This window comes from Lysinibacillus antri, from assembly GCF_003977595.1.
Taxonomy (GTDB): Bacteria; Bacillota; Bacilli; order Bacillales_A; family Planococcaceae; genus Ureibacillus; species Ureibacillus antri.
Genome location: NZ_RYYR01000017.1, coordinates 26,468 through 47,234, shown reverse-complemented (window position 1 = coordinate 47,234; position 20,767 = coordinate 26,468). Strand labels below are relative to the sequence as shown.

The 20,767-nt window shown below is 36.3% G+C and carries 23 protein-coding genes and 1 pseudogene; 16 read left to right on the top strand and 8 right to left on the bottom strand.

Going from position 1 to position 20,767, the window contains the following annotated elements; all coding sequences use genetic code 11:
* The first annotated feature begins 38 nt into the window (after nt 1-38).
* The 10 genes from EK386_RS12905 to EK386_RS12865 all read left to right on the top strand — a co-directional run bounded on the left by EK386_RS12905 (nt 39) and on the right by EK386_RS12865 (nt 7,118).
* Nucleotides 39-356, top strand: a complete 318-nt coding sequence (locus EK386_RS12905) for a hypothetical protein (RefSeq protein WP_126659591.1) — start codon at nt 39-41, stop codon at nt 354-356.
* Nucleotides 356-1,909, top strand: coding sequence for a hypothetical protein (locus EK386_RS12900; RefSeq protein WP_126659590.1), 1,554 nt, complete (start codon nt 356-358; stop codon nt 1,907-1,909). The genes EK386_RS12905 and EK386_RS12900 overlap by 1 nt, the downstream gene beginning before the upstream one ends.
* Nucleotides 1,899-2,237 (top strand): DUF2577 family protein, encoded by a 339-nt coding sequence (locus EK386_RS12895; protein ID WP_126659589.1) that lies wholly within the window; start codon nt 1,899-1,901, stop codon nt 2,235-2,237. The genes EK386_RS12900 and EK386_RS12895 overlap by 11 nt, the downstream gene beginning before the upstream one ends.
* Before the next feature lie 62 nt (nt 2,238-2,299).
* Nucleotides 2,300-2,827, top strand: a complete 528-nt coding sequence (locus tag EK386_RS12890; RefSeq protein WP_126659588.1) for a hypothetical protein — start codon at nt 2,300-2,302, stop codon at nt 2,825-2,827.
* A complete protein-coding gene (locus EK386_RS12885) occupies nt 2,812-3,216 on the top strand; it encodes a phBC6A51 family helix-turn-helix protein (RefSeq protein ID WP_126659587.1) in 405 nt (134 codons plus the stop codon). Before EK386_RS12890 ends, EK386_RS12885 begins: the two co-directional genes overlap by 16 nt.
* Nucleotides 3,217-3,844: 628 nt before the next feature.
* Complete coding sequence (locus EK386_RS20335; RefSeq protein WP_179966038.1) at nt 3,845-4,015, top strand: hypothetical protein; 171 nt, start codon at nt 3,845-3,847, stop codon at nt 4,013-4,015.
* 126 nt (nt 4,016-4,141) lie between these two features.
* Entirely contained in the window at nt 4,142-4,840 is a 699-nt protein-coding gene (locus EK386_RS12880; protein WP_126659586.1) for an AbiTii domain-containing protein, read from the top strand.
* Nucleotides 4,841-5,044, top strand: a complete 204-nt coding sequence (locus tag EK386_RS12875) for a hypothetical protein (RefSeq protein ID WP_126659585.1) — start codon at nt 4,841-4,843, stop codon at nt 5,042-5,044.
* 198 nt (nt 5,045-5,242) lie between these two features.
* Complete coding sequence (locus EK386_RS12870) at nt 5,243-5,509, top strand: hypothetical protein (protein WP_126659584.1); 267 nt, start codon at nt 5,243-5,245, stop codon at nt 5,507-5,509.
* 736 nt (nt 5,510-6,245) lie between these two features.
* Entirely contained in the window at nt 6,246-7,118 is an 873-nt protein-coding gene (locus EK386_RS12865; RefSeq protein ID WP_158674423.1) for an alpha/beta fold hydrolase, read from the top strand.
* 463 nt (nt 7,119-7,581) lie between these two features.
* Here EK386_RS12865 and EK386_RS12860 read toward each other — a convergent pair whose 3' ends face one another.
* A complete protein-coding gene (locus tag EK386_RS12860; protein WP_126659582.1) occupies nt 7,582-8,142 on the bottom strand; it encodes a DUF6143 family protein in 561 nt (186 codons plus the stop codon).
* A gap of 677 nt (nt 8,143-8,819) precedes the next feature.
* Nucleotides 8,820-9,225 (bottom strand): annotated as a pseudogene (locus EK386_RS12855) (DNA/RNA helicase domain-containing protein); the annotation flags it as partial.
* 393 nt (nt 9,226-9,618) lie between these two features.
* Between EK386_RS12855 and EK386_RS12850 the strand changes: the two are divergent.
* Nucleotides 9,619-10,332 (top strand): class I SAM-dependent methyltransferase, encoded by a 714-nt coding sequence (locus EK386_RS12850; protein ID WP_126659581.1) that lies wholly within the window; start codon nt 9,619-9,621, stop codon nt 10,330-10,332.
* Nucleotides 10,333-10,739: 407 nt separating this feature from the next.
* Here EK386_RS12850 and EK386_RS12845 read toward each other — a convergent pair whose 3' ends face one another.
* On the bottom strand, nt 10,740-11,129 hold the full coding sequence (locus tag EK386_RS12845; RefSeq protein ID WP_126659580.1) for a DnaA N-terminal domain-containing protein: 390 nt from the start codon (nt 11,127-11,129) through the stop codon (nt 10,740-10,742).
* A 244-nt stretch (nt 11,130-11,373) separates the two neighbouring features.
* Here EK386_RS12845 and EK386_RS12840 point away from each other — a divergent pair, with 244 nt between their 5' ends.
* Both EK386_RS12840 and EK386_RS12835 read left to right on the top strand, forming a co-directional pair.
* Nucleotides 11,374-12,981, top strand: coding sequence for a M20/M25/M40 family metallo-hydrolase (locus tag EK386_RS12840; protein ID WP_126659579.1), 1,608 nt, complete (start codon nt 11,374-11,376; stop codon nt 12,979-12,981).
* Nucleotides 12,982-13,047: 66 nt separating this feature from the next.
* Entirely contained in the window at nt 13,048-13,620 is a 573-nt protein-coding gene (locus EK386_RS12835; RefSeq protein ID WP_126659578.1) for a YdcF family protein, read from the top strand.
* A 50-nt stretch (nt 13,621-13,670) separates the two neighbouring features.
* On the opposite strand, the gene EK386_RS12830 is transcribed toward EK386_RS12835, so the two are convergent.
* A complete protein-coding gene (locus tag EK386_RS12830; RefSeq protein WP_126659577.1) occupies nt 13,671-14,699 on the bottom strand; it encodes a threonine aldolase family protein in 1,029 nt (342 codons plus the stop codon).
* A gap of 134 nt (nt 14,700-14,833) precedes the next feature.
* Between EK386_RS12830 and EK386_RS12825 the strand changes: the two genes are divergently transcribed.
* On the top strand, nt 14,834-15,589 hold the full coding sequence (locus tag EK386_RS12825) for a GTP cyclohydrolase II (protein WP_126659576.1): 756 nt from the start codon (nt 14,834-14,836) through the stop codon (nt 15,587-15,589).
* A 55-nt stretch (nt 15,590-15,644) separates the two neighbouring features.
* On the opposite strand, the gene EK386_RS20475 is transcribed toward EK386_RS12825, so the two are convergent.
* The 3 genes from EK386_RS20475 to EK386_RS12810 form a co-directional block, all read right to left on the bottom strand.
* A complete protein-coding gene (locus EK386_RS20475) occupies nt 15,645-15,911 on the bottom strand; it encodes a Parvovirus coat protein VP1-like protein (protein WP_255508022.1) in 267 nt (88 codons plus the stop codon).
* Between the two features lie 162 nt (nt 15,912-16,073).
* Nucleotides 16,074-16,355, bottom strand: a complete 282-nt coding sequence (locus tag EK386_RS12815; protein ID WP_126659575.1) for a hypothetical protein — start codon at nt 16,353-16,355, stop codon at nt 16,074-16,076.
* Between the two features lie 775 nt (nt 16,356-17,130).
* Nucleotides 17,131-17,307 (bottom strand): asparagine synthase, encoded by a 177-nt coding sequence (locus tag EK386_RS12810; RefSeq protein WP_126659574.1) that lies wholly within the window; start codon nt 17,305-17,307, stop codon nt 17,131-17,133.
* A gap of 165 nt (nt 17,308-17,472) precedes the next feature.
* On the opposite strand from EK386_RS12810, the gene EK386_RS12805 reads away from it, so the two are divergent.
* Both EK386_RS12805 and EK386_RS12800 read left to right on the top strand, forming a co-directional pair.
* Entirely contained in the window at nt 17,473-17,895 is a 423-nt protein-coding gene (locus tag EK386_RS12805) for a universal stress protein (RefSeq protein WP_126659573.1), read from the top strand.
* A 559-nt stretch (nt 17,896-18,454) separates the two neighbouring features.
* Nucleotides 18,455-19,732 carry an L-lactate MFS transporter gene (locus EK386_RS12800; protein ID WP_126659572.1) on the top strand — a complete coding sequence of 426 codons (1,278 nt, stop codon included), beginning with the start codon at nt 18,455-18,457 and terminating at the stop codon, nt 19,730-19,732.
* Nucleotides 19,733-19,972: 240 nt separating this feature from the next.
* Here the strand turns inward: EK386_RS12800 and EK386_RS12795 are convergent, their stop codons facing one another.
* A complete protein-coding gene (locus EK386_RS12795; protein WP_126659571.1) occupies nt 19,973-20,719 on the bottom strand; it encodes a glucose 1-dehydrogenase in 747 nt (248 codons plus the stop codon).
* Between the last annotated feature and the right edge of the window lie 48 nt (nt 20,720-20,767).

The following is a 20,767-nucleotide window of genomic DNA, read 5'->3' as shown; positions in this document are numbered from 1 at the left end:
TCGGGCGGGCAATTATTTTTAGGAAAGGAGAACGGTAAATGAAAAGAACACCGGAGCTACAAATACAGTTAGGTACGATTACCAACGCAGCAATACAAATTTATGAAGTTGAGAAACAACACGGCAAAGTATCTCGATTATTCATTCAGCAAATGGAATCGTACAAGTTGCCGTTATTAAGGATTATTGCTGCTGACAATGAATTAAAGCATTACGCATCTCGCGAGCTGGCTGCGTTAAATGCTTCCATTGAATACGCAAAAACAGGAGATAAATGCGTGCGAAAACGAATGATCACCGAGTTTAAGGCAGCGGAAAGAGTTGCAACTAGACTTTGGAAGGAGATTGAGGATTAATGATCGATTTAGTTGCACGATTACGCATGAAAGACGACTTTAGCAGTCCAATGCAAAAAGCCATCAAGAAAATGGAGCAAGCTTCAAAATCGGCTGAAAAACTAGAAAAAGCATCTAAAAAATCTGCGAGTAGTTTTAACGGTTTCGGCGGTGGAGTTAAGAGTCTAGCAGGAGGACTAACGTCAGTAGTATCGAAATTAAATCCAGTAGCGATGGGAATAGCAGCAGTCGGGGCGGCTGCGGCTAGTGCGTATGCGTCCGTAAAGGTATTTAATGCGACAGTAGGCGAAGCAATGAAAATGCAGCAGTCACAGGTAATGATCGGCGCTATGTTTGATAACGAGAAATTGAGCAAAGAGTACATGAAGATGATGGACAGTCTAGCGATTAACTCTCCGCTTTTAGATTCGCAGACTATGTACGGAAACAGTAAATCCTTTGTAGCTTTATCTAAAGACTCTAAAGAGTTATCGAAGATGTGGAAATTGACTGAGAAGTTAGTGGCTTCCGATCCATCGCAAGGTGTCGAGGGGGCTGTATTTGCTTTACGTGAACTATTCTCCGGCGATGCAATTTCGATTGTAGACCGCTTTGAGATGAGTAGAGACGTAATGAATGAGATTAAGAAATTGCCGTTAGAGCAGCAGCTAAAGCGCTTAGACGAATACTTCAACAAACTAGGATTCTCAGATAAATTAATCGCTGATATGGGCGAAACAGCACTCGGAAAATGGACGCAAGTAAAAGAGCGTTGGCAACTAATTATGCGTGATATAGGTGAGAAATCATTAGGAACGGTTAGTGATTTCTTAAATAAAACGTTAGCACGACTAGAAGGCGAACCTATGCGCAAATTCAGTGAGTTCGGCGGTAAAATTATCAGTCAAATGGTATCGGGACTATCGAATGGTGCCGTGAAATTGTACGATTATTTAACGCAACTAACGTCCAGTCCGGAGTTTAAGAAGCGGACTACTATTACTGGCAAGGTCGATTTTATCGTGTCCGACATTGCCGATAAAATTTCAGCATGGTATGAAGGCGGAGGCAAGACGAAAATTGAAACGGCTATTTCAAAAGTATCCGAAACCATTATCGGCGTACTTAATAACTCGGATAAATTTGCGACACTTGGCGTTAGTTTAGGTAATTCATTAGCAAGTGGTATCATGCAAGGCGTATCGAGTTCCATTAAAGAGTCTTGGCTCGGTAAATACTTGGCAATCGATGGGGCGATGCTGAAATACACAAATCCCGTTACAGGCGTATTTAACGCTGCTAAAGATTTAATTAAGTATTCTAGCACTAAAAAGGAAAAAGGATCATATTACCACGGAATAGATTATGTACCTACTGATCGTGTTTCTCAACTACACAAAGGGGAAATGGTATTGCCTCGTCAAGAAGCCAAAGCATATCGTGAAGGCGGAGGAAATGGATTTACGTTCAACTATAACGGCACAATGCAGATACGTGAAGAAGCGGATATACAAAAAGTAGCATTGGCGCTATATACCGAATTTAGAAGGGAGGCTGCTCAACGTGGCATTTAAACCGGAATTCCCAACGGAAGGCAGTCCAATTTCAAAGTTGTTCGGATTGATGGGATACGTTGGTTACAATCCAGGAGGTAATATCGTTCGTGCGACAGTCGTAAAGGAGCCTCCTAATTTAGCGGTACGAGTTGACGGGGAGACAATTGATACATCAATAGATGGGCTAGTTTGCAATCCGGAATTGTTGCCGCACAGTGAGATCGTTACTATTAACGACGAACGAGTAGCAATTGAATACGATAATAAACTTAACGTTGGTACTAAGGTGTACGCATTTGAACCGGAACATCGACAACTACTATATATTTTAACGTTAGCAGAATAATAGACGGGCAGCATTCTTATTAACGGGGTGTTGCCTTTTATATTACGGAAGGAGTGGAACAGGTGAATATTTACGAAAAATGGCCAACGATTGAAGAGTTAAAAGCGGACATTGACCGCTTACAAAAGGAAATTGACGCAAGCAATTTAGAGCAAGGCTACTGTAAATTACCGCCGCCAGTAGTTAGTGACATATGGGCGCAAGAGGCGTTTCAAAAGCATTTGCCGGAAATAAAAGAGTTCTTAGCGGAGTATGCGGAATTGTTATTGACGAGTAAACAAGTAATCGTAATTGGCGAATCTGAAAAGCTGAAAGAGTGGCGCGAACTATTAGACGTAGCGAGTTATTGCGACGATACCGTCTTAAGTGCTACGTGTAATATTTACGCTAATGCCTTTATCAAGACGGCAATGGATGGCGGTTCATTCAAGAAGGGCAATAAATACGCAGAATTAGCGAGTATCATCGCGGAGGAATTGTCGGACTATCCGTACCATGTTTACGAGCCATTTACGGATGATTACGACGGCAATTTCGATAAATATTACGTACAAAAACAAGGAGAGATACGACTATGGCAAGAAAACTAGACGAAATTTTAGAGGATTTAACACCGGATCAAGTGAAAGCGGCACATTTACTATTTGAAAACGATATAATGGAGCCTAAGAATCGACGCTCTTATGACGCAATTGCAACAGAGTTAGGCGTAGATGTTAGGACGCTATATAACTGGCGCCAACTTGACGCAATGTTAGAGTATAAAGTCGTTATGACGGATATGTACACGAAGGAGCATCGAGCGCGTATCATGCGTGCAGTAGTGCGTGAGGCCGAGTTAGGTAACGCTTCAATGGCGAAGTTATTCATGCAGAATCAGAGTATGCTAGTAGACCGTTCGGAAATCGAAGTCAAGTCGGAAAAAGTGGATGAATCCGAAGTTATGGCGAAGCTACAAAGCATTAAAAGCCGTTATTAATGGCGATATAGCGTTAAATCGGAGTTGGCTACGGGCTGGCTCCGTCTTTTTTTGTGCCTATTTATGGCGAAGTGGATTCCGTTTGCTTCCGAAATCATCGGTTGTGAGGTAGTTATGGACACGTTACATCCGAAAACAAACGAATGTCTGACAATTTATATATCGGGTGTACCACTTATTTTATACATTCGGTCTGTATCCGTCTGTACTACTTACTATTCGTAACTATGCGGAAATACTGCGTTTGTTGGCGATGTATAAAATAATGTATAGGCGGTAAGTAAGTGGAAGTAGAGGAATCGCATAATGACAGGGGTTAGGATGTATATCTAGTTTACATAATCATTTATTATACGAAGTTGGCTCCGAATACTTACAAAGCCATATACATCGCAATTGATCGCCACAGAGTCGAAACCCCCAAAGGCCACCTCTCGCAACTCTCTCATCTGCTGCTCCGAAATTGCACATATCATTTTTGAAAACAGCCGACTTTACACTATTATACCTCATATTCGTTATTACACGTTATTAACGTACTTATCCGTTATTACGTTATTAATATATATAGTTATTAGTACCGAAAATCAACACTTTTTACGGTATTATATTAGTGAGGTGATCGCGTATGAAATCGTTAAATATGCAATTGGACGATAACAATTGGTTGGAAATAACGCCAGTTGGCGATGAATTATACGAAGTTAGAGTTAGCCAGGACGGTAAAGTTAGCGTATTTTATTTGACCCATCAGGAACTAAAAGCTACTGAGTATTATTTAACTATGACAAATAATTAACTTGGTAAATGTGTATGTATTTGTAATGGTGAAATTATTGTTACTTTACAAATTTTTACTTTATAATATATTAGAGTTAATTATAGAGATGATTAATAAAGTTGTTATAAGAAATGGGGTTTTTAAATGGCCAGAAGTAATTTATTAAAAGATACAGTTAGTGGTCAAGTTGATGTGGAAAATATTTTATTACGTTTAAAAATTATATTAAGTGATCTTGATGATGAGAATATATTAGGGTGGATTGAAGGGGAATTAAGAGGATATGGTGAAGAAGATATAGTTCCTGACTATAGAATAATAAAGGGGCGTCCGATGGGAACTTATGTAGTAAATGGGCATGCTAAATATTCAGAAGCCCTAGTACCTTTAAATTTTACGATATTGGGTAAAGAAATGATTGATGAAATGCTTACATTGAATGTTAGAGATGGTATTTCAACTATTGAAAAGAATTTAAACTCAAAAAATAGGGATAGATTAGGTAAACCAATTGCTACGGAAATTTGTCATACTATTTCTAATTACGAACTTCAAATACTCAGTATGACTATTAGGTATGCTGCTAATGATTTTGAAGCTATTTTATCTAAAGTTAAAGGTAAAATAGTAGATATTATTATGGTACTAGAAAAGAATTTTGGTTCAAGTGCTATTGATGAGATGGATATTTCTGAACAAGTGATAGATGACCCAGAAAAAAGAGAGGAAGCAGCTACGTATATTAATCAATTAGTTTATAATGAAAACCCCACTTCGATAGAATTAGGTAATAAGAATAAAATTAAAAATTCTACAATTGGAAAATTATTTGGGAGAAAATAAATGAAAATAAAAATTGGTAATAATAATAAAATAAAAGATTCTGTTATAGGGAATCAAAATATACAGGGCGAGCCTAATAAAAAATCATTTACAGAAAGACACCCGGTATTAATTTCAATAATTATTACATTTATTTTTGGATTCTTATTTTTATTTTCATTTTGGGATACTATCGTGGAATTTATAGAGAACTTATTTAAGTAGCGAAATTTAAGCATTAATCCTCTATTAATAGTTTAGGCTTTATAACAACAATTTCAAAATATTATAGAACAACTCGTTATCGTTATTTCAATGAAAAACGTTAACAAACGCATTAATGACGTAGTTTTACCGGAAATATTGTTCTTGAAATTCGCTAATCTATACGATATTGTTACGCATGGAAAGTGAGGATTTTTTATGTGGAACAATAAAAATATTACAAGATTAGAATTAGCGCATTATCTTGGATTAACTGAGGGACAAATAAATACGATTATTTCAAAACTTCGTAAACGATTGACGCAATTTGCTCCGTCAATAAGTGGTGTTAGTAGACTAAAAAAACATGAGGCTGCAGCGATTGAATTTGTTTATATTCGTATGAAAGAATACTCCCAAGATGAGGCTTGCGACTTAGCGGTTGAGGCGTTTTATCAACGTAGAATAACAAGAGTGAAAAATTAACTTAACTTCTCTTTGTAAAAATACTGCAAGTGTTTTCTAATTTCGATTGCAACCGTTTTGATAGTCGTTTATAATCGTATTTAATAGAAGTTAGATAGGCGGTCAATTCTACGAAATCAATGACCGTTACAAACTTCGCATTGTGTACGGATTATATAACGGCGTCTTAAACGGGTCGGGGGTTCGAATCCCTCCTGGGACGTACAGTTTTATAACGTTATACTTAGAGAAATAAGCACTTTCGCTTATGATTCAGTTTTACAGCACTCGATCAGCCGAGTTTCTGTACTAAAGAATTGTAGGTGGAGGTGCTTTTTTCGTTTGACTAAAAAGAAGGAAATGTTTGATATCCAGATTGAATAACAGATAATAAAAATTGAGGTGAACAAAATGATTTTAGCCGTGTTATAAGTAATTTTCGTTTTGTTATTGATCATTTATCGATTTTGCCAGCAAAGAGAGATTATGCATCGAATAACTTGGTTGAAACGAATATATCCAATTGCTCTATATGGTTTAACTATGGCAATGATTTATGGGCACTCTGCTATACATAAATGGTTTAGAGGAATTCTTCAATAAAGGGTCATATTCTAATAATACAATATTTGAAGAAAATCGTTATAGATGTAGAGATTGTGATGATTTTCACTTAAACTAGAGATGGTTAAAAAGGGAATTTAAGTTCCTATATTGAATATATGGGGATAACATGCAAAGGGAGATTATAAATATCATGCAAAATTACTATGAATCATTTATTGTTTTATCAAATAATCAGAAATTGTCGTACATAGGTTATGGCGATACGAATGAAAATACAGTTATCTTCCTTCATGGATTTGGTTCCTCTGCTCGTTCCATTCATCCTGATACAAAAATATTGGATAAATATAATATTCGTTTCTTCGCCCTTAATCGTCCGGGTTATGGAGAATCAGATTTTGATTTGGGGTATTCAATGGAGGATTATGCCGATTGGGTAAATGAATTCCTAATGGCTAAAGGAATTCAAAAGGCTTCTCTTATTGGGTGGTCAGCTGGTGGATTATATAGCCAAGTTTTCACAGGCAAATATCCAGAAAAAGTTACATGTCTTAACTTAGTTAGTAGTGCTATACCTCTAAATGGTAGTGAAACTAAGAGAATCTTACCAATGAATTGGAAAATGATTAGGATTATGAACAGGTACATACCTCTTATGACAAAGTTTTATTTTCAGAGTCTCAGTAAGAAAGTAGCCAAAAATATGGATGCTACCATACAAGAATCTATAGAGCAAATGGTTGAAGAGGACAAGAAGGTTGTAAATAATCCTATAATGCAGGCGGCTATTATAAAAGGTACGGTAGAAGGTTACAAAAATAGTGGGATCGGTGTATATTATGATGCTCTTGCATTGTGCAAAAAATTTAAAGTATTTAAAAATCCTATTTCAAATATAAAAGTAAATATATGGCAGGGTGGAAAAGATACGATTTGGACTGCAGAAACTTCAAATTATCTTCGAGAAAAGTATCCTAATTCCACTTATACTTATATTGATAATGCAGGACACTTACTTTATTTATCTCAGTGGGATGAAATTCTAAAAAGTTCAGTGGGTTAAGAACTGCATTTATTAAATGGTGTTATTCGATCGGGCAGTGATTTTCAAGAAGGAGATCCTCTTTTTTTGCGTGGCGTAATCTTTTTGCATATTAGAAGTAAAAAAATCCCATCTATAATGAAGGGCTAAGAAGAATATTCTCCTGAAAAAGCATATGAGACAGAACAGGGTATTCTAAACTTCTTCAACAAAGTAAAAATACATTTAATAGATATAGCTAATAGATGTATGGGGAAGTTTTCTTTAAACGGTAATCACTGCTGCTTTAACAAAATCACTTTAACTCTAGAAGTGATTGTGAAAGAATGTACGAAACTAATGGCTTTTGGTATCTTTATTTACATAAATACGGTAGGAAAAATTATTTACTACTAAAGCGTTAATATAAAGATCTTCCCCAAACAAGCGCGTTTAAGACTATAAATGGAAATAACAAGGCAAATCTATATTGCTTATTTTTAATTTAGTGTTTATTACAGCCATTTCCATTATCTCGCTTTTTTTCAAACCAACCGAATGCAACTTCTGATTGAATAATTTCATTACTTTTTGCAATTAAAAAAATTATAAATGATCCGCCCGGTGGAAAAATGAATTTTCCATCTTCATCACTTGTTAATGTACTTTGTGGTGGCACAATTCGCTTAAAGACATTTACGCCTTTCTTTGGAAACCTCTTAACAAGTTCTTCAAATGCGATTTTTACTTTCGGCTTTGGAAGTGGAGATAGAGTTGTATTTGCAGGTGATACCATATCCGAAATCATTGGTTCCCCTAAAGGTATAGGATTAAACCAAATTTCAGCGACAATAGGTTGATTAGAATGATTTGTAATGGTAAAGGCGTTTACAAATAAATCCACATCTGAATTAGAAAGGTTAATTAGACCACCCCATGCATTTCTACCTTTTTCTAAACAAATAGTTTCGGTTTGACCAACAAAATATCGTCCCTGTAAAGATTGATATAAGGGGTTAGGTATATTGACAGATTTATTAAAACGATCATTACTAAACTTTGACATATGATTAATTCACTCCTTTTCTAAAGTTTATGTAGATAGATAGAGAATAGTTTGGGCAAGATAATTAAAATTTTATATAAATGGATTTAGCTATAACTAACAATAGTAGTCAAAATAATAGTGTATAAAATATAAAAAAGAAGAATTTTATCTTCAAAATGCTAAAGCTTGTAACGAGTTACAGGAAAAATTAAAGATTGATAAAAATATAGAGTGTATATAGTGTTTAGGTTTTGGATCTAGTGCTAGAATCATTGATGACGTAGCAATGAATAATAAGCAATTATGATAGGGAATTTGACAAAGCTAATAAGAATCAATCGTTAAATTTAGGTTCCGATTTCAAAATAAGTTGTTCTACACAGATTCTATACACAACGTCATACAAACCCAGTAAAAGAGTAAAAGCCGATGAAATTTTACGACGAGTAAAATTTCACCGACTTTTTATTTTAGTGAGGAGTTTTGTCCCAACTTCTTTATTTGTTGTGAACCATTGTATCCACAAGAGGGATTACTACCACAACAACTACAGCTGCTACAACTGTAAGGGCTTGTAAAATACCCACCACAACTTGATCAAACATCGTATCTCTCCTTTTCTCTCTATAATATAATCTATCTTACCTTATATTCTATTAATTATCCATCATCCTATGGAAAAGTTGAATTGTAATTTAAATTATCGGTATACGTATATATGTTGTTAGGATCTGCCACGTCTCATCTAAACAAGTTTTTGGTGGGAAATTATATGATCGTTCCATCTCTACCTCTTGTTAGGATAACCCGATAAGAATTTAACTTAATCTGAAACTTATTTTCTACGCCCCATTGGAAACGTTGAGCATGCCATTTCCCATTATTTAAATACAAATCATCCTCCCAATGGACAATTGCCAAATCTAATTCTAAACCTTGTGTATGAAACTCTGTTGTTGCGTAGTTTAACTTTTTACAATGAAACTCTGAATTTGGATAGTTAAAGTACTGTGCGACTTTAGATGGTTTCTCGTACCGCGTATCTCTCGGGATGACGGGCACCTCTTTTTGACCATTAGCACCGCTAGCACAAATTACGCCGGTTGGATACCACAAGCGCTAAATCAAAAAAAGAGGGTTATCCCTCTTTTTTTGATATATAAAATAATCTAGTTATTGTGATGTCGCCCAATTGGAATAACTAAAGGACTTTTCTATCACAACGCAGTTTAATTCAAATATTTCTTTTACTAAAGAATCCGTTAGACTTGTTGCGGAGGTCATCAGAAATATGCTTGCTATTTACACTAATAAGGTGCAATTTTATATTATAAAGATGCTAGAAGTGGAAAATAAATAGATATATCTTGAAATCTCTAATAGACTGCTAATAGGTGAAGGCATTTAATAAATGTGAGTATAATTGGATTAATTGTATGAAAAAATCCTTTAGGTAAAAAATATATTAGGAAATATACCTTAAGGGAGATTATCATGTCATTTTACCAATCACTCGCTTCATATTACGATCGGATTTTTCTATTAAACAACATGGCATTAACATTTGTAGAAAAGCATTTTCAACAAGGGGAATCGCTTCTCGATATTGGTGCAGGTACGGGGAATATGGCGCTTGCTTTAGCTGAAAAAGGTTTCATAGTGAAGGCTTCCGAACCAGATGAAGAAATGGTTGACATTATTCGTACCAAAGTTGAAGCGAAAGCCTTTCCGATTTCCATTTATTCTGAAACGATGCAACAAATTGAAGCAATCGGTGGATTCTTTGATGGCATTCTTTGTGTGGGCAACACGCTACCGCATTTGAAAAATTTGCTGGAGATTCAAGAGTTTCTCGGAGGCTGCTTTAATAAATTACATGCAGGTGGGAGACTCATTTTACAGCTTGTTAATTATGACCATGTTTTAGCGAATGATAATTTTACTTTCCCTGTAATTGAGAAAGAAGATTTTACTTTCACACGCCATTATACAAAACAGGAAGATAATATTCTTTTTACTTCAAAGTTGAAGGTGGAGGATGTGGAGAATGAAAATACAATTGCTCTGTATCCAGTTGTTTCAAAACAATTGCAAACGATTTTAGGGAATGTCGGTTTTAAGGATGTAGCGATTTATGGGAGCTTTAAAGGTGAGCCATACTCCAGCGATTCAAAGGCGATGATTCTTGTAGCTAGAAAAAACCATTGATGGGCTGCTCCGTGTTGGTATTTATCAGCGCGATGAAGACTGATTCGATTGAATTTTCGAGAGGTTTTGTCTGTCATCGAGGTGATGAAGCCCACTTCACCCAATTTTTCAAGCAGTTTTGTCCTTCATCGAGTTAATTGAAGCTCAAATTGCTCAAATTTCCCCTCGTCTTAACAGCGTTAGCATTGAGACTCCACAAAAAAAGCATCTATTGTAACAGTGACAACAGATGCTGGGAGCGATAGTGTTTAAAACGCCACGCTTATTTTACATTTTTGGGCAAATCCTATTGGCGTTCAATTTCCGTCAATCAGGATAGGACTTAATTGTAAATATGTGCATCAACTAGGTATTTCCGCCGTGGTTTTCACATATTTTTGGTTAAGTCGTATAAAGATGACGCTACTTTAAGATTCTACCTTTTGCTCGAGCGCACGAATTCGTCTTTCCAGTTCATCAATTTTTTCTTGTTGTTTCATCAGTAGCTGGTTTTGGTTATTGATAATATCATAATTGGTATCCGTTTTGGCAGTTCGATCTTTTCTATTTACTTTTTCCATGTTGCTTGTACTAACAACTATAATTTCAACAGGTTTAGCAAGCATTTCCTTTATGATTTCAAACAGCATATCTTCATAATGATTTTCTATCCAATCTCTTGCAAACGCGTTAGCTGCATAAATAGTTACTGTATCGTCATTCAGTTCGCCTGATGTTGATTTGAACCATGTTTCGTAACTAGGTTTTGAAATTTGATCGTGAATCTTTTGTAAAACGCTCTCCCATGAAAACTCCATTTTACGATTACTCCTTTTGGTTTTAGTCCTTGTTAAAAAGATACGTAAATCATTATACAGCAACCTATTTTTTCAACCAACTTATGCCGTTAAGGTCAAATATTTGTTAATAATCTAATATTTCTGTAAAATTAGACAAAATCCACTATTAGTATCTTTTCCACTATGTTTAAATAGAAAAATATAGTAACTAAGGATTTTGTTTACGGGTATTCAAAAATATCTTCGAGTAAAGGATGATACGATGAAATGGGATACTCCAGAAAAATTAAAAACATTACTTTACGAGCTTGTGAGTTGGGAAAGTCAAACATTAACAAAAGGTGAACAAGAGTTTTCAAAAAAATTAATCGCAAAGCTTCAGTTGTTACCTTATTTCAATAAAAATCGTGATTATTTACAAACTGTCGCAGTAGAGGGGGAAAGAGAAGTTGTTTCCGCACTTTACAAACATCCAAAAGCAAAGAAGACTGTTGTACTCATTAGTCATTTTGATACTGTTCAAATTGAAGAATACGGTGCGCTCATGCCACTTGCGACATTGCCGGAAGAGTTAACTCAAGCATTCCACGAAGCAAAAGGGATGTTAAATGAGCAAGCGCAGCAAGATTTACAAACGGGTGATTATTTATTCGGTCGTGGCGTAATGGATATGAAAATGGGGCTTGCACTTCATATGCAAGTATTAGAGCGAGCGATTGAAGAAGCGTGGTCGATGAATTTACTTTTAGTGACTGTTCCAGATGAGGAAGTAAGCTCTGCTGGTATGTTGGTGGCAGTGAAGCATATCACAGAAGTTGTGCAAAATTATGATTTAGAGCTTTGTTTGTTTTTAAATAGTGAACCATCCTTTTCCCAAGGACCCTATGATACACAGGAATACATTTATTCAGGTTCGATCGGAAAGGTAATGCCTGCAGCGTTGTTCTATGGAAAGGAAACCCATGTTGGCGAGCCATTAAAAGGTATTAGTGCACCATTTATGAGCGCCTATTTGGAAATCGAAATGGAATGGAACGATGCCTTTTGTGAAACGGTCTATGGTGAAACAACCCCACTTCCTGTCGCGTTGAAATTGCAGGATTTGAAAACTCAATATTCTACACAAACACCATATCGGGCAGTTGCGATGTACAATGTCTTTTTAATGAAGCGTAGTGCCTCGGAAATATTCGATATGTTTGAAGAAGTGACAAAAAACGCAATGGTCAAATGCCAAGCGCGGTATGATGAAGTTTGTGCGAAAATGAACGTCAATCCAATCGGGCAAATACGTACGATTCGTTATAGCGAGCTATTAGACTATGCCACAAACAAGTTAGGGAAGCCGTTCGTGGAAGAGTTAATTCAAGAAGTATTGGCGGTCCCAAATTTAGATGAGCGAGATCAATCTTTTACGATTGCCGATAAATTACTGATCCAGTGTCAAGAGTTAGCACCAGCCGTTGTCATATTATTTGTCCCACCATATTATCCTGCTGTGAATTCAAGCGACCATCCTCTTGTGAAAAAGGCCATTGACTTAGTATTAAATGCGTCAAAGCCTTATGAAATACCATTACAACAAGTGCATTATTTTAATGGAATATGCGATTTAAGTTACTGTCAACTCATGGATGATAAAGGTTGGCAAGCATATGAAGGAAATACACCGGTATGGAATCGTACGTACAATATTCCTTTTGAGCATATAGCCAAGTTTAGTGCGCCTGTATTAAATGTTGGACCATATGGGAAAGATGCCCATCAAATTTCAGAACGTTTACATGTGAAAAGTGCCTTTTATGAAATGCCAGATCTCATTTATCAACTATTGCGTTTTATTGACAAAGAAACATCCGCAAATTCGTAATAATCTGGTAAATTTACGAACCCTTTCCTCTTACTCATCGTTTAATAGAGAGAAGAGGTGAGTTTGATGAAATTTTGGCTAGGTGGAGGCATCGTGCTCCTGTTAATCGTTGGATGCGGGTATACATGGCTTGGTGAAAAAATTGAAAAAGGGAAGACGCCGGTTGCGGATGGGTCCAATGATTATATGGTTATTCTCGGGGCGAAAGTAAGACCGGATAAAAGTCCCTCGCTATCCTTACAAAATCGGTTAGATGTGGCGGTCGATTATTTACAAAAGCATCCCCATGTCCAAGTAATTGTATCAGGTGGGCAGGGAGCGGATGAACCGGCGACAGAAGCGTCTATTATGGCGAACTATTTAATGGATGCGGAGATTGACCCATTAAGAATTCAGTTAGAAGAGAAGTCAACGTCTACGTATGAGAACTTATTATTTTCAAAAGACTTTTTACCAGAAGGAGTTAAGAACATTACGATCGTTTCTAATGATTATCATTTAGCAAGAGCGAGATATTTGGCAAATGTAGTTGGTTTAGAGGCGGATGTCTTAGTTGCGAAAACGCCAAGAAGTGTAGAAGGTAAATCCAATATTCGCGAACGGTTAGCGTTATTAAAAACGTATGTGGTTGGCAAATAAAAAATCTTCCTTTTTCTTTTTATAAAAAGAATCGGGAAGATTTTGTTTTTTTATCTAGTAATAATTGTTTTAATATCTTCAATTAATTCAACGCAAGCCTCTTTTGAAGTTGCCCAAGATGTGACGAATCGAATGGCGATGTTGTCTTCTACTTCGCCCCAAAGTTCAAAATCATAAAGTTCTTTCAAAGCTGTGACTTGATCTTTATTGAAAATTGGGAAGATTTGATTGGTTGGCGATTCACTCAGTAATGGAATGTCCAATTTTTTTATTTCCTCACTTAAATAACGGGCTAATTCATTTTCGTGTTGGCCCATTTTAAAATATAAATCTTCTTTAAATGCGGCTTCAAATTGGATTCCAATCACAAACCCTTTTGCTAACATAGCCCCTTTATTTTTAATTTGATGACGGAACCACGGTTTTAATTGATCGTTAAAAATAACAATTGCTTCTCCGCTAAGCATACCAATCTTAGTCCCACCTATATACATGACGTCACAAAGGTCTTTTAACATGTTAAATTCAACATCACTTGCCGCAAGACCACTTGAAAGTCGCGCCCCATCAATATATAAATAAAGATTGTTTTTCTTGCAAGCTTCAAATAATGCCTTTAATTCTGCCACACTATAAACCGTACCAACTTCGGTTGATTGCGAAATATAAACCATCCCGATTTTTACCATATGCTCATCAATATGAACTTTAAGAGCATTTTCAATATCTTCTGGTGTTAACTTGCCATCTTGTCCAGGTGCCGTATATACCTTATGTCCTGTTGCTTCGATGGCGCCAGTTTCATGAACATTAATATGCCCAGACTCACAAGCTAACACGGCTTCATATGGACGTAAAATATGGGAAATGACCGTTGCATTGGCTTGTGTTCCACCCGTTACAAAATGAATATCACAATTGTCGCTTTCTAACTTAGCCTGAATTAATCTTTTCGCATTTTCTGTATGACTATCTAATCCATAGCCACTATTTTGTTCGTTTTTTGCCAAGATCAATGCATCTAATAGTTCTGGATGGCAAAGCTCACTATAATCATTTTGAAAACTATATTTTTTCATTGTGTACCCTCTTCTATGTAGATTTGTATTTCATAGTATAACACTATACTTTCTAATCGAACAACGAAATGACAAGTTGCATCATAAATTTTTCTAAAGAAACCAAACTACTTGTATTAGAGGAGGAATATAATTTGGGATCTACAAAATTAGATAATAAAGTACTTTCGATCTTAGGAGACAAGATTAAGCTTATCCGCACCGAATCCAATGCCATTTACTTAGTAGGTCCAGTCAAATTACCCGTAAATTTATATGGTGAGACAGTAACCTTTCAATGGTATTGTTGGTTAAATTGTAAGGAGGTAACCGAGCATTTTGAAAAGATTATAGACAAGTTGTCCTCAGTAAATTTAGCCGAAATGCAACAATCTAGTGTTCTGGTCTATGGAGATTTTGAACATGGGGAAGATGCTATAATTCGCATGCATTCCATTTGTCATACGGGAGATATTTTCGGAAGTAAACGTTGTGATTGTGGGTATCAACTGAAAGAATCGATGAAAATGATTGTGGATCATGGTACCGGAGCACTGTTTTACTTAGCGAATCATGAAGGAAGAGGAATTGGCTTATTTAGTAAAGCGATGGCATACGTGCTACAGGAAAATGGCTACGATACGGTCGATGCCAATCATATGCTTGGTTTTGTAAATGACTCGCGAGATTATGAAGATGCGATTCGTGTGTTAAATGCGCTACGAACAAAACCGGTGACGTTAATTACAAACAATCCAAAAAAATTAGAAGCGTTGCAACAATCTGGTCTTCCGGTTGCGGGAAGAAAACAGTTGTGGGGCGATGTATCAGAATTTAATAAAAACTATTTACAAACGAAAATCAATCGTTCGGGTCATTTAAATGAAGACGGGACATGTTGTAATGACTAAAATTGGTTAAAGGTTAAGCCCTGTCCACTTAAATGAGGAGAGGGCTATTTATGAATTAAAAAAAGAAATTCTTCAGATTCATCGTTCTAGAGAATACCCTCGCATCTCGACCCATTTTGCTATAAGGATTAATATATGGATATAAACATTGTTGGAAAAGTTCGTCGCAATATTTTCGATGGTGACGGCCATATTGGAGATAACATAAATCATGGTACATACAACAAACATCCACTTCATTTGTAGGTGCTCCAGGTCCACTACATCCAGGCCCACAATAACGATAACCAGGGTAACAAAAACCAAAATGAATAGGGGCCAAAATTCATCCCTCCAATCAAAGTAATAGTTACTGTTATTATATGGATTGCTAGAATGGAGGGGCGGGCAAATAGATTAAATGGATGTGCGTATAAATAAAAAATACACCTTTCTATCTAGTTACGGTTTGAAAGGTGTAGTATATCTCCATATATTTCAAAGGCTAATCACCGCCACCTCCTCCGTCACTACCACTATCTCCACCGCTGTCGCTAGAACTGCTGCTCCAATCAAAGGACCACCACGAATCGGAGGAGCTAGAATCCGATTGATATTTTCTTCTTCTACGTCGTTTGCGTTCTTTCTCTCTTTTAGCAGGAGTCATTGTAAGCCATTTTATAAAATAGACTAGTTTTTTTATGAGCTGGAAGATTAGCATGCATACGAAAAAAAGTAAGTAGCCCATCACTAAAATACCGATAATCCCACCAATGATTTCGCCCATTGATTCACCTCAAGTCTTTTCCTTAATTGTAACAATGTTTGGGAGCATTATTCGAATGTGGATGGACCTAAAAGGGAAATGGGGAAGAAGTATCTATCATACCGTGCATGAAGACCGAAAAAACGTGGAAAGTTGGATGAAATAATGTTCATATTCTTGTTGAAAGCCCGAATAGCGGGAAAAAGCGGTAGAAGAGGTGTTCATAGAGGCGATGAAAGCTCGAATAGCGGGAAAAAGCGGCTGAAGAGGTGTTCATAGAGGCAATGAAAGCCCGAATAGCGGGAAAAAGCGATAGAAGAGGTGTTCATAGAGACGATGAAAGCCTGAATAGCGGGAAAAAGCGGCTGAAGAGGTGTTCATAGAGGCAATGAAAGCCCGAATAGCAGGAAAAAGCGATAGAAGAGGTGTTCATAGAGGCGATGAAAGCCCGAACAGCGGGAAAAAACGATAGAAGAGGTGTTCATAGAGTCGATGAAAGCCCGAATGGCGGGAAAAAGCGATAGAAGAGGTGTTCATAGAAGCGATGAAAGCCTGAATAGCGGGAAAAAGCGACTGAAGAGGTGTTCATAGAGGCGATGAAAGCCCGAATAGCGGGAAAAAGCGGCTGAAGAGGTGTTCATAGGGGCGATGAAAGCTCGAATAGCGGGAAAAAGCGATAGAAGAGGTGTTCATAGAGGCGATGAAAGCCCGAACTACTGGAAAAATCAGCGGAAGAGTCCTTCATCCCCCGATAAATTACATAAAAAGAAGAGCACAATTACGTGCCCTTCTGTTACTAACGACGATGTTCTACTAGGTCAATTGCACCGAGTACAATATGTGCAAGTCCAAATCCAAAAATTGTGTTCGCTAACATTTTGTTCGAACCATGTTTTTGTTTCATTGCATAACCAGCTGCAGTTACAGCGGACCCTAATACTGTTGGGATTAAACCTTCACGTACGTTGTTCATTTGTAAATCCCTCCAAATCGTAGTTAGTAGGTGGATTTTCACCATCCTTATTATTTGTTAATTGAAGTGAGTTATACAGATTCCATTTATTCTTTCTGAAGTTGTTTAATTGTTTAGATATCGGAGGAAATTTGTTATCATACATTTAACAAGAGGAGGATTATAATGGTAACTAATTATAAGAAAATAGCAGTAGCAATGGACTTTTCGAATCAGTCCCTAAAAGCATTTGATCGTGCTGTTTCCGTAGCGAAAGAAAATGGCGCAATGCTACTGTTAGTCAATGTTGTGGATACGAAATCTTTCGGTTCTGTTGCTGCGTACGATTTAAAATATGCTGATCAATTAAAAAAAGAATGTGAAGTAAAGATTGAAGAGATTAAAAAACAAGCAATCGCTTCTGGTGTTAAGAATGTAGAAACGATGGTGGAAGCAGGATCACCAAAAGTCATTTTAACACAGCTGCCAAATGTGAATTTAATCATTTGTGGGGCAACAGGAGTAAACCAAATGGAGAAAATGGTCATTGGATCTGTGGCAGAACGTATTGTTCGAAATGCCACATGTGATGTACTAATTGTTCGATAAGAGTATTTCAATGAGACACCTTTTTTGAGGAAAAATCGCCTCATAAAAAGGTGTGTTTTTTTGCCAAAAATATTAAATGTATAATATATTCATATAAAAAGAGTTTGTTACAACTTTTTTAATATATTAAATCGCTAACTTTAAATAATAAATAAAAAATAGTATAAATTGTTTTAATTATTATCGTAAAAATCGAATGGGTAATTTTACAAGTTATTAAAAGCTATTTAATGTTTTTTATTTTCTTTTTAATGTTTATTATTTCTACATGGAAAATTACTCCTGGTGTAGTGTTTATCTACTACAAGTCGATCCTGCTATATGTGTTATCACAATTTGAACATTATTGTATAATACCTATTGATAATTTACTGAAAACTTAAAAAATAGTTGAATTCTGTTGTTTAAATAATTATTTTCTATCTTTTGCACAATAAATCTACTTTTTTTAAATAATTTTTTTTTGAAAACTATTGATTTTCATATAATGTAAATGTTATCTTGATAAAGTAGTTCACAACTTCTTCACATTTAGAAAGAAAGAGGGTAAGAGAGAAATATGAAGAAAAATCGATGGTTAATTGCACTTTCGGCGATCGCAATCCATTTATCGATTGGTGGAGCTTATGCATATAGTGTGTATAAGTTACCAATTGTTACTGAGATGGGTTGGACTGAAACAAATGTTACTGTAGCATTTACAATTATGATGGGGTTAGCTGGGTTTGCAGCAGCGCTCTTTGGAAGTTTAGTAGAAAAGATGGGTCCAAGAAAATCTGCAATGGTAGCAGCTGTTCTTTTTGGAGCAGGACAAGCAGGAGCAGGTTTAGCAATCATGATGGATTCAGTTGTACTTTACTGGTTAACATACGGACTATTAAGTGGGTTAGGTATGGGGATTGGTTATATTGCACCGGTTTCTACGTTAGTAAAATGGTTCCCAGATCGTAGAGGACTTGCGACGGGTATGGCGGTTTTAGGTTTTGGTTCGGGTGCTTTAATTACTGCACCTGTTGCAGCAAACTTAATGCAAGGTGTAGGTATTTCTACAACATACTTTATTTTAGGTGCATCTTATTTTGTTTTAATGATTTTAGGAGCTTCGTATATCGCACCACCTGAGCAAGGGTATATGCCTGAGGGTATGAAAGTGGCTACTGCTTCAGGAAAGAAAGTAAAACAAGATTTAGCACAAATGTTTGCACGTGAAGCAGTAAAAACGAAGCAATTCTGGATGTTATGGTCTATGCATTTAGTCAATGTAACAGCGGGAATTATGATGATCTCTGTTGCATCCCCAATGGCACAAGAAATTGTTGGTTTATCCGTAGCCGGTGCTGCTGCAATGGTTGGTTTAATGGGTATGTTTAACGGTGGAGGACGCCTGATTTGGGCTGCTGTATCGGATTATATTGGACGCCCGAATATTTTTGTTATTTTCTTTGTTATTCAAATTATTACATTTGCGGTATTACCTTTTACGTCCAACGTAATTTTATTCCAAATTTTAATTTTCTTAGTAGTTAGTTGTTATGGTGGTGGATTCTCAAATTTACCAGCCTACGCGAGTGATTTATTCGGTACAAAACAACTAGGTGTTATTCATGGATACCTATTAACAACTTGGTCTTTAGGTGGTATTTTTGGTCCGATTTTAGTAAATACAGTGAGAAACATGACAAATAGTTATATTCCTGTATTCTATATCTTCACAGGCCTAATTGCAGTTTCATTATTAATCTCGTTATTACTTCGTGCTGAAGTAAATAAACAGAAAAAACAAAACGAACTAAAGAAAAAAGAAGAAACAGTTGGAGATCTCTCAACTACGTATTAAATAATTAAGGAAACTTCCGAAAAATGTCATCTCGGCAAATGACGTTTTTCGGATTTTTTAATGTTAAGAAAGAAGTATGGTACGTTGTTATATAACAACGGAATCGATTCTATATAAATGTAATACAGTTAGTACTATACGTCAACTCAATGTAACAATTATTTGGAAATTCGAACGAAAACAAGAAAATTTCGTTCTGAACTAAAGAGACGTGTCATCTAGTAGGTAATTATGAAGGATTCATTCCTCATAAATCATTTTCTTCGTCATTCCACCATCTACGGTTAGATTAATGCCGGTTACAAAATCGTTTCGCTCATCTGTTAAGTAAAAACAAGCGCGGGCAATGTCTTCTGGTTTTCCAACGCGCCTTGATAAATGTTGTTCGTGGTCAATTTCACGCAAGCTTTCGTAATCTACGGTCTCAATCCATCCCGGGGAAATGCAATTAACCTTTATTCTGTCATGACTAAAGGAACTAGCCAATGCATGTGTTAATGCTACGATGCCTCCTTTTGTGGCAGCATACGATTCTGTGTATGGTTCAGACATCATTGCGCGGGTAGAGGCCATGGAAACAATTGCACCACCCTGTTTATTTAATCGCATAAATTTTGCTGCTTCACGTGAACATAAGAAAACACTTCGTAAGTTTGTGTTCATTACATCATCCCATTGCTCAACTGTAATGTCGTAGGGTGATATAGGTTTGAAAATGCCTGCGTTATTAATGAGAATGTGGATTGTTGCAAATTGTTCTACAGCCCGTTTCATTAAATTGGCTATATCCTTTTCTTTTCGTACGTCGGTCTTAACAAAAGTTGTGGAATAACCTGCTGCGAGAAATTCGTTATTCACCGTTTCACCTAATTCTTCATTTAGATCAGCTAGTACGACATTTGCACCTACCTTGGCATACTGAGTTGCGATTTCTTTTCCGATTCCTTGTGCTGCTCCTGTTACTATCACGACTTTATTATCAAACATAATCTACCTCCTAATTTCTCTCATTATAATGAATAGTATTACCATAAG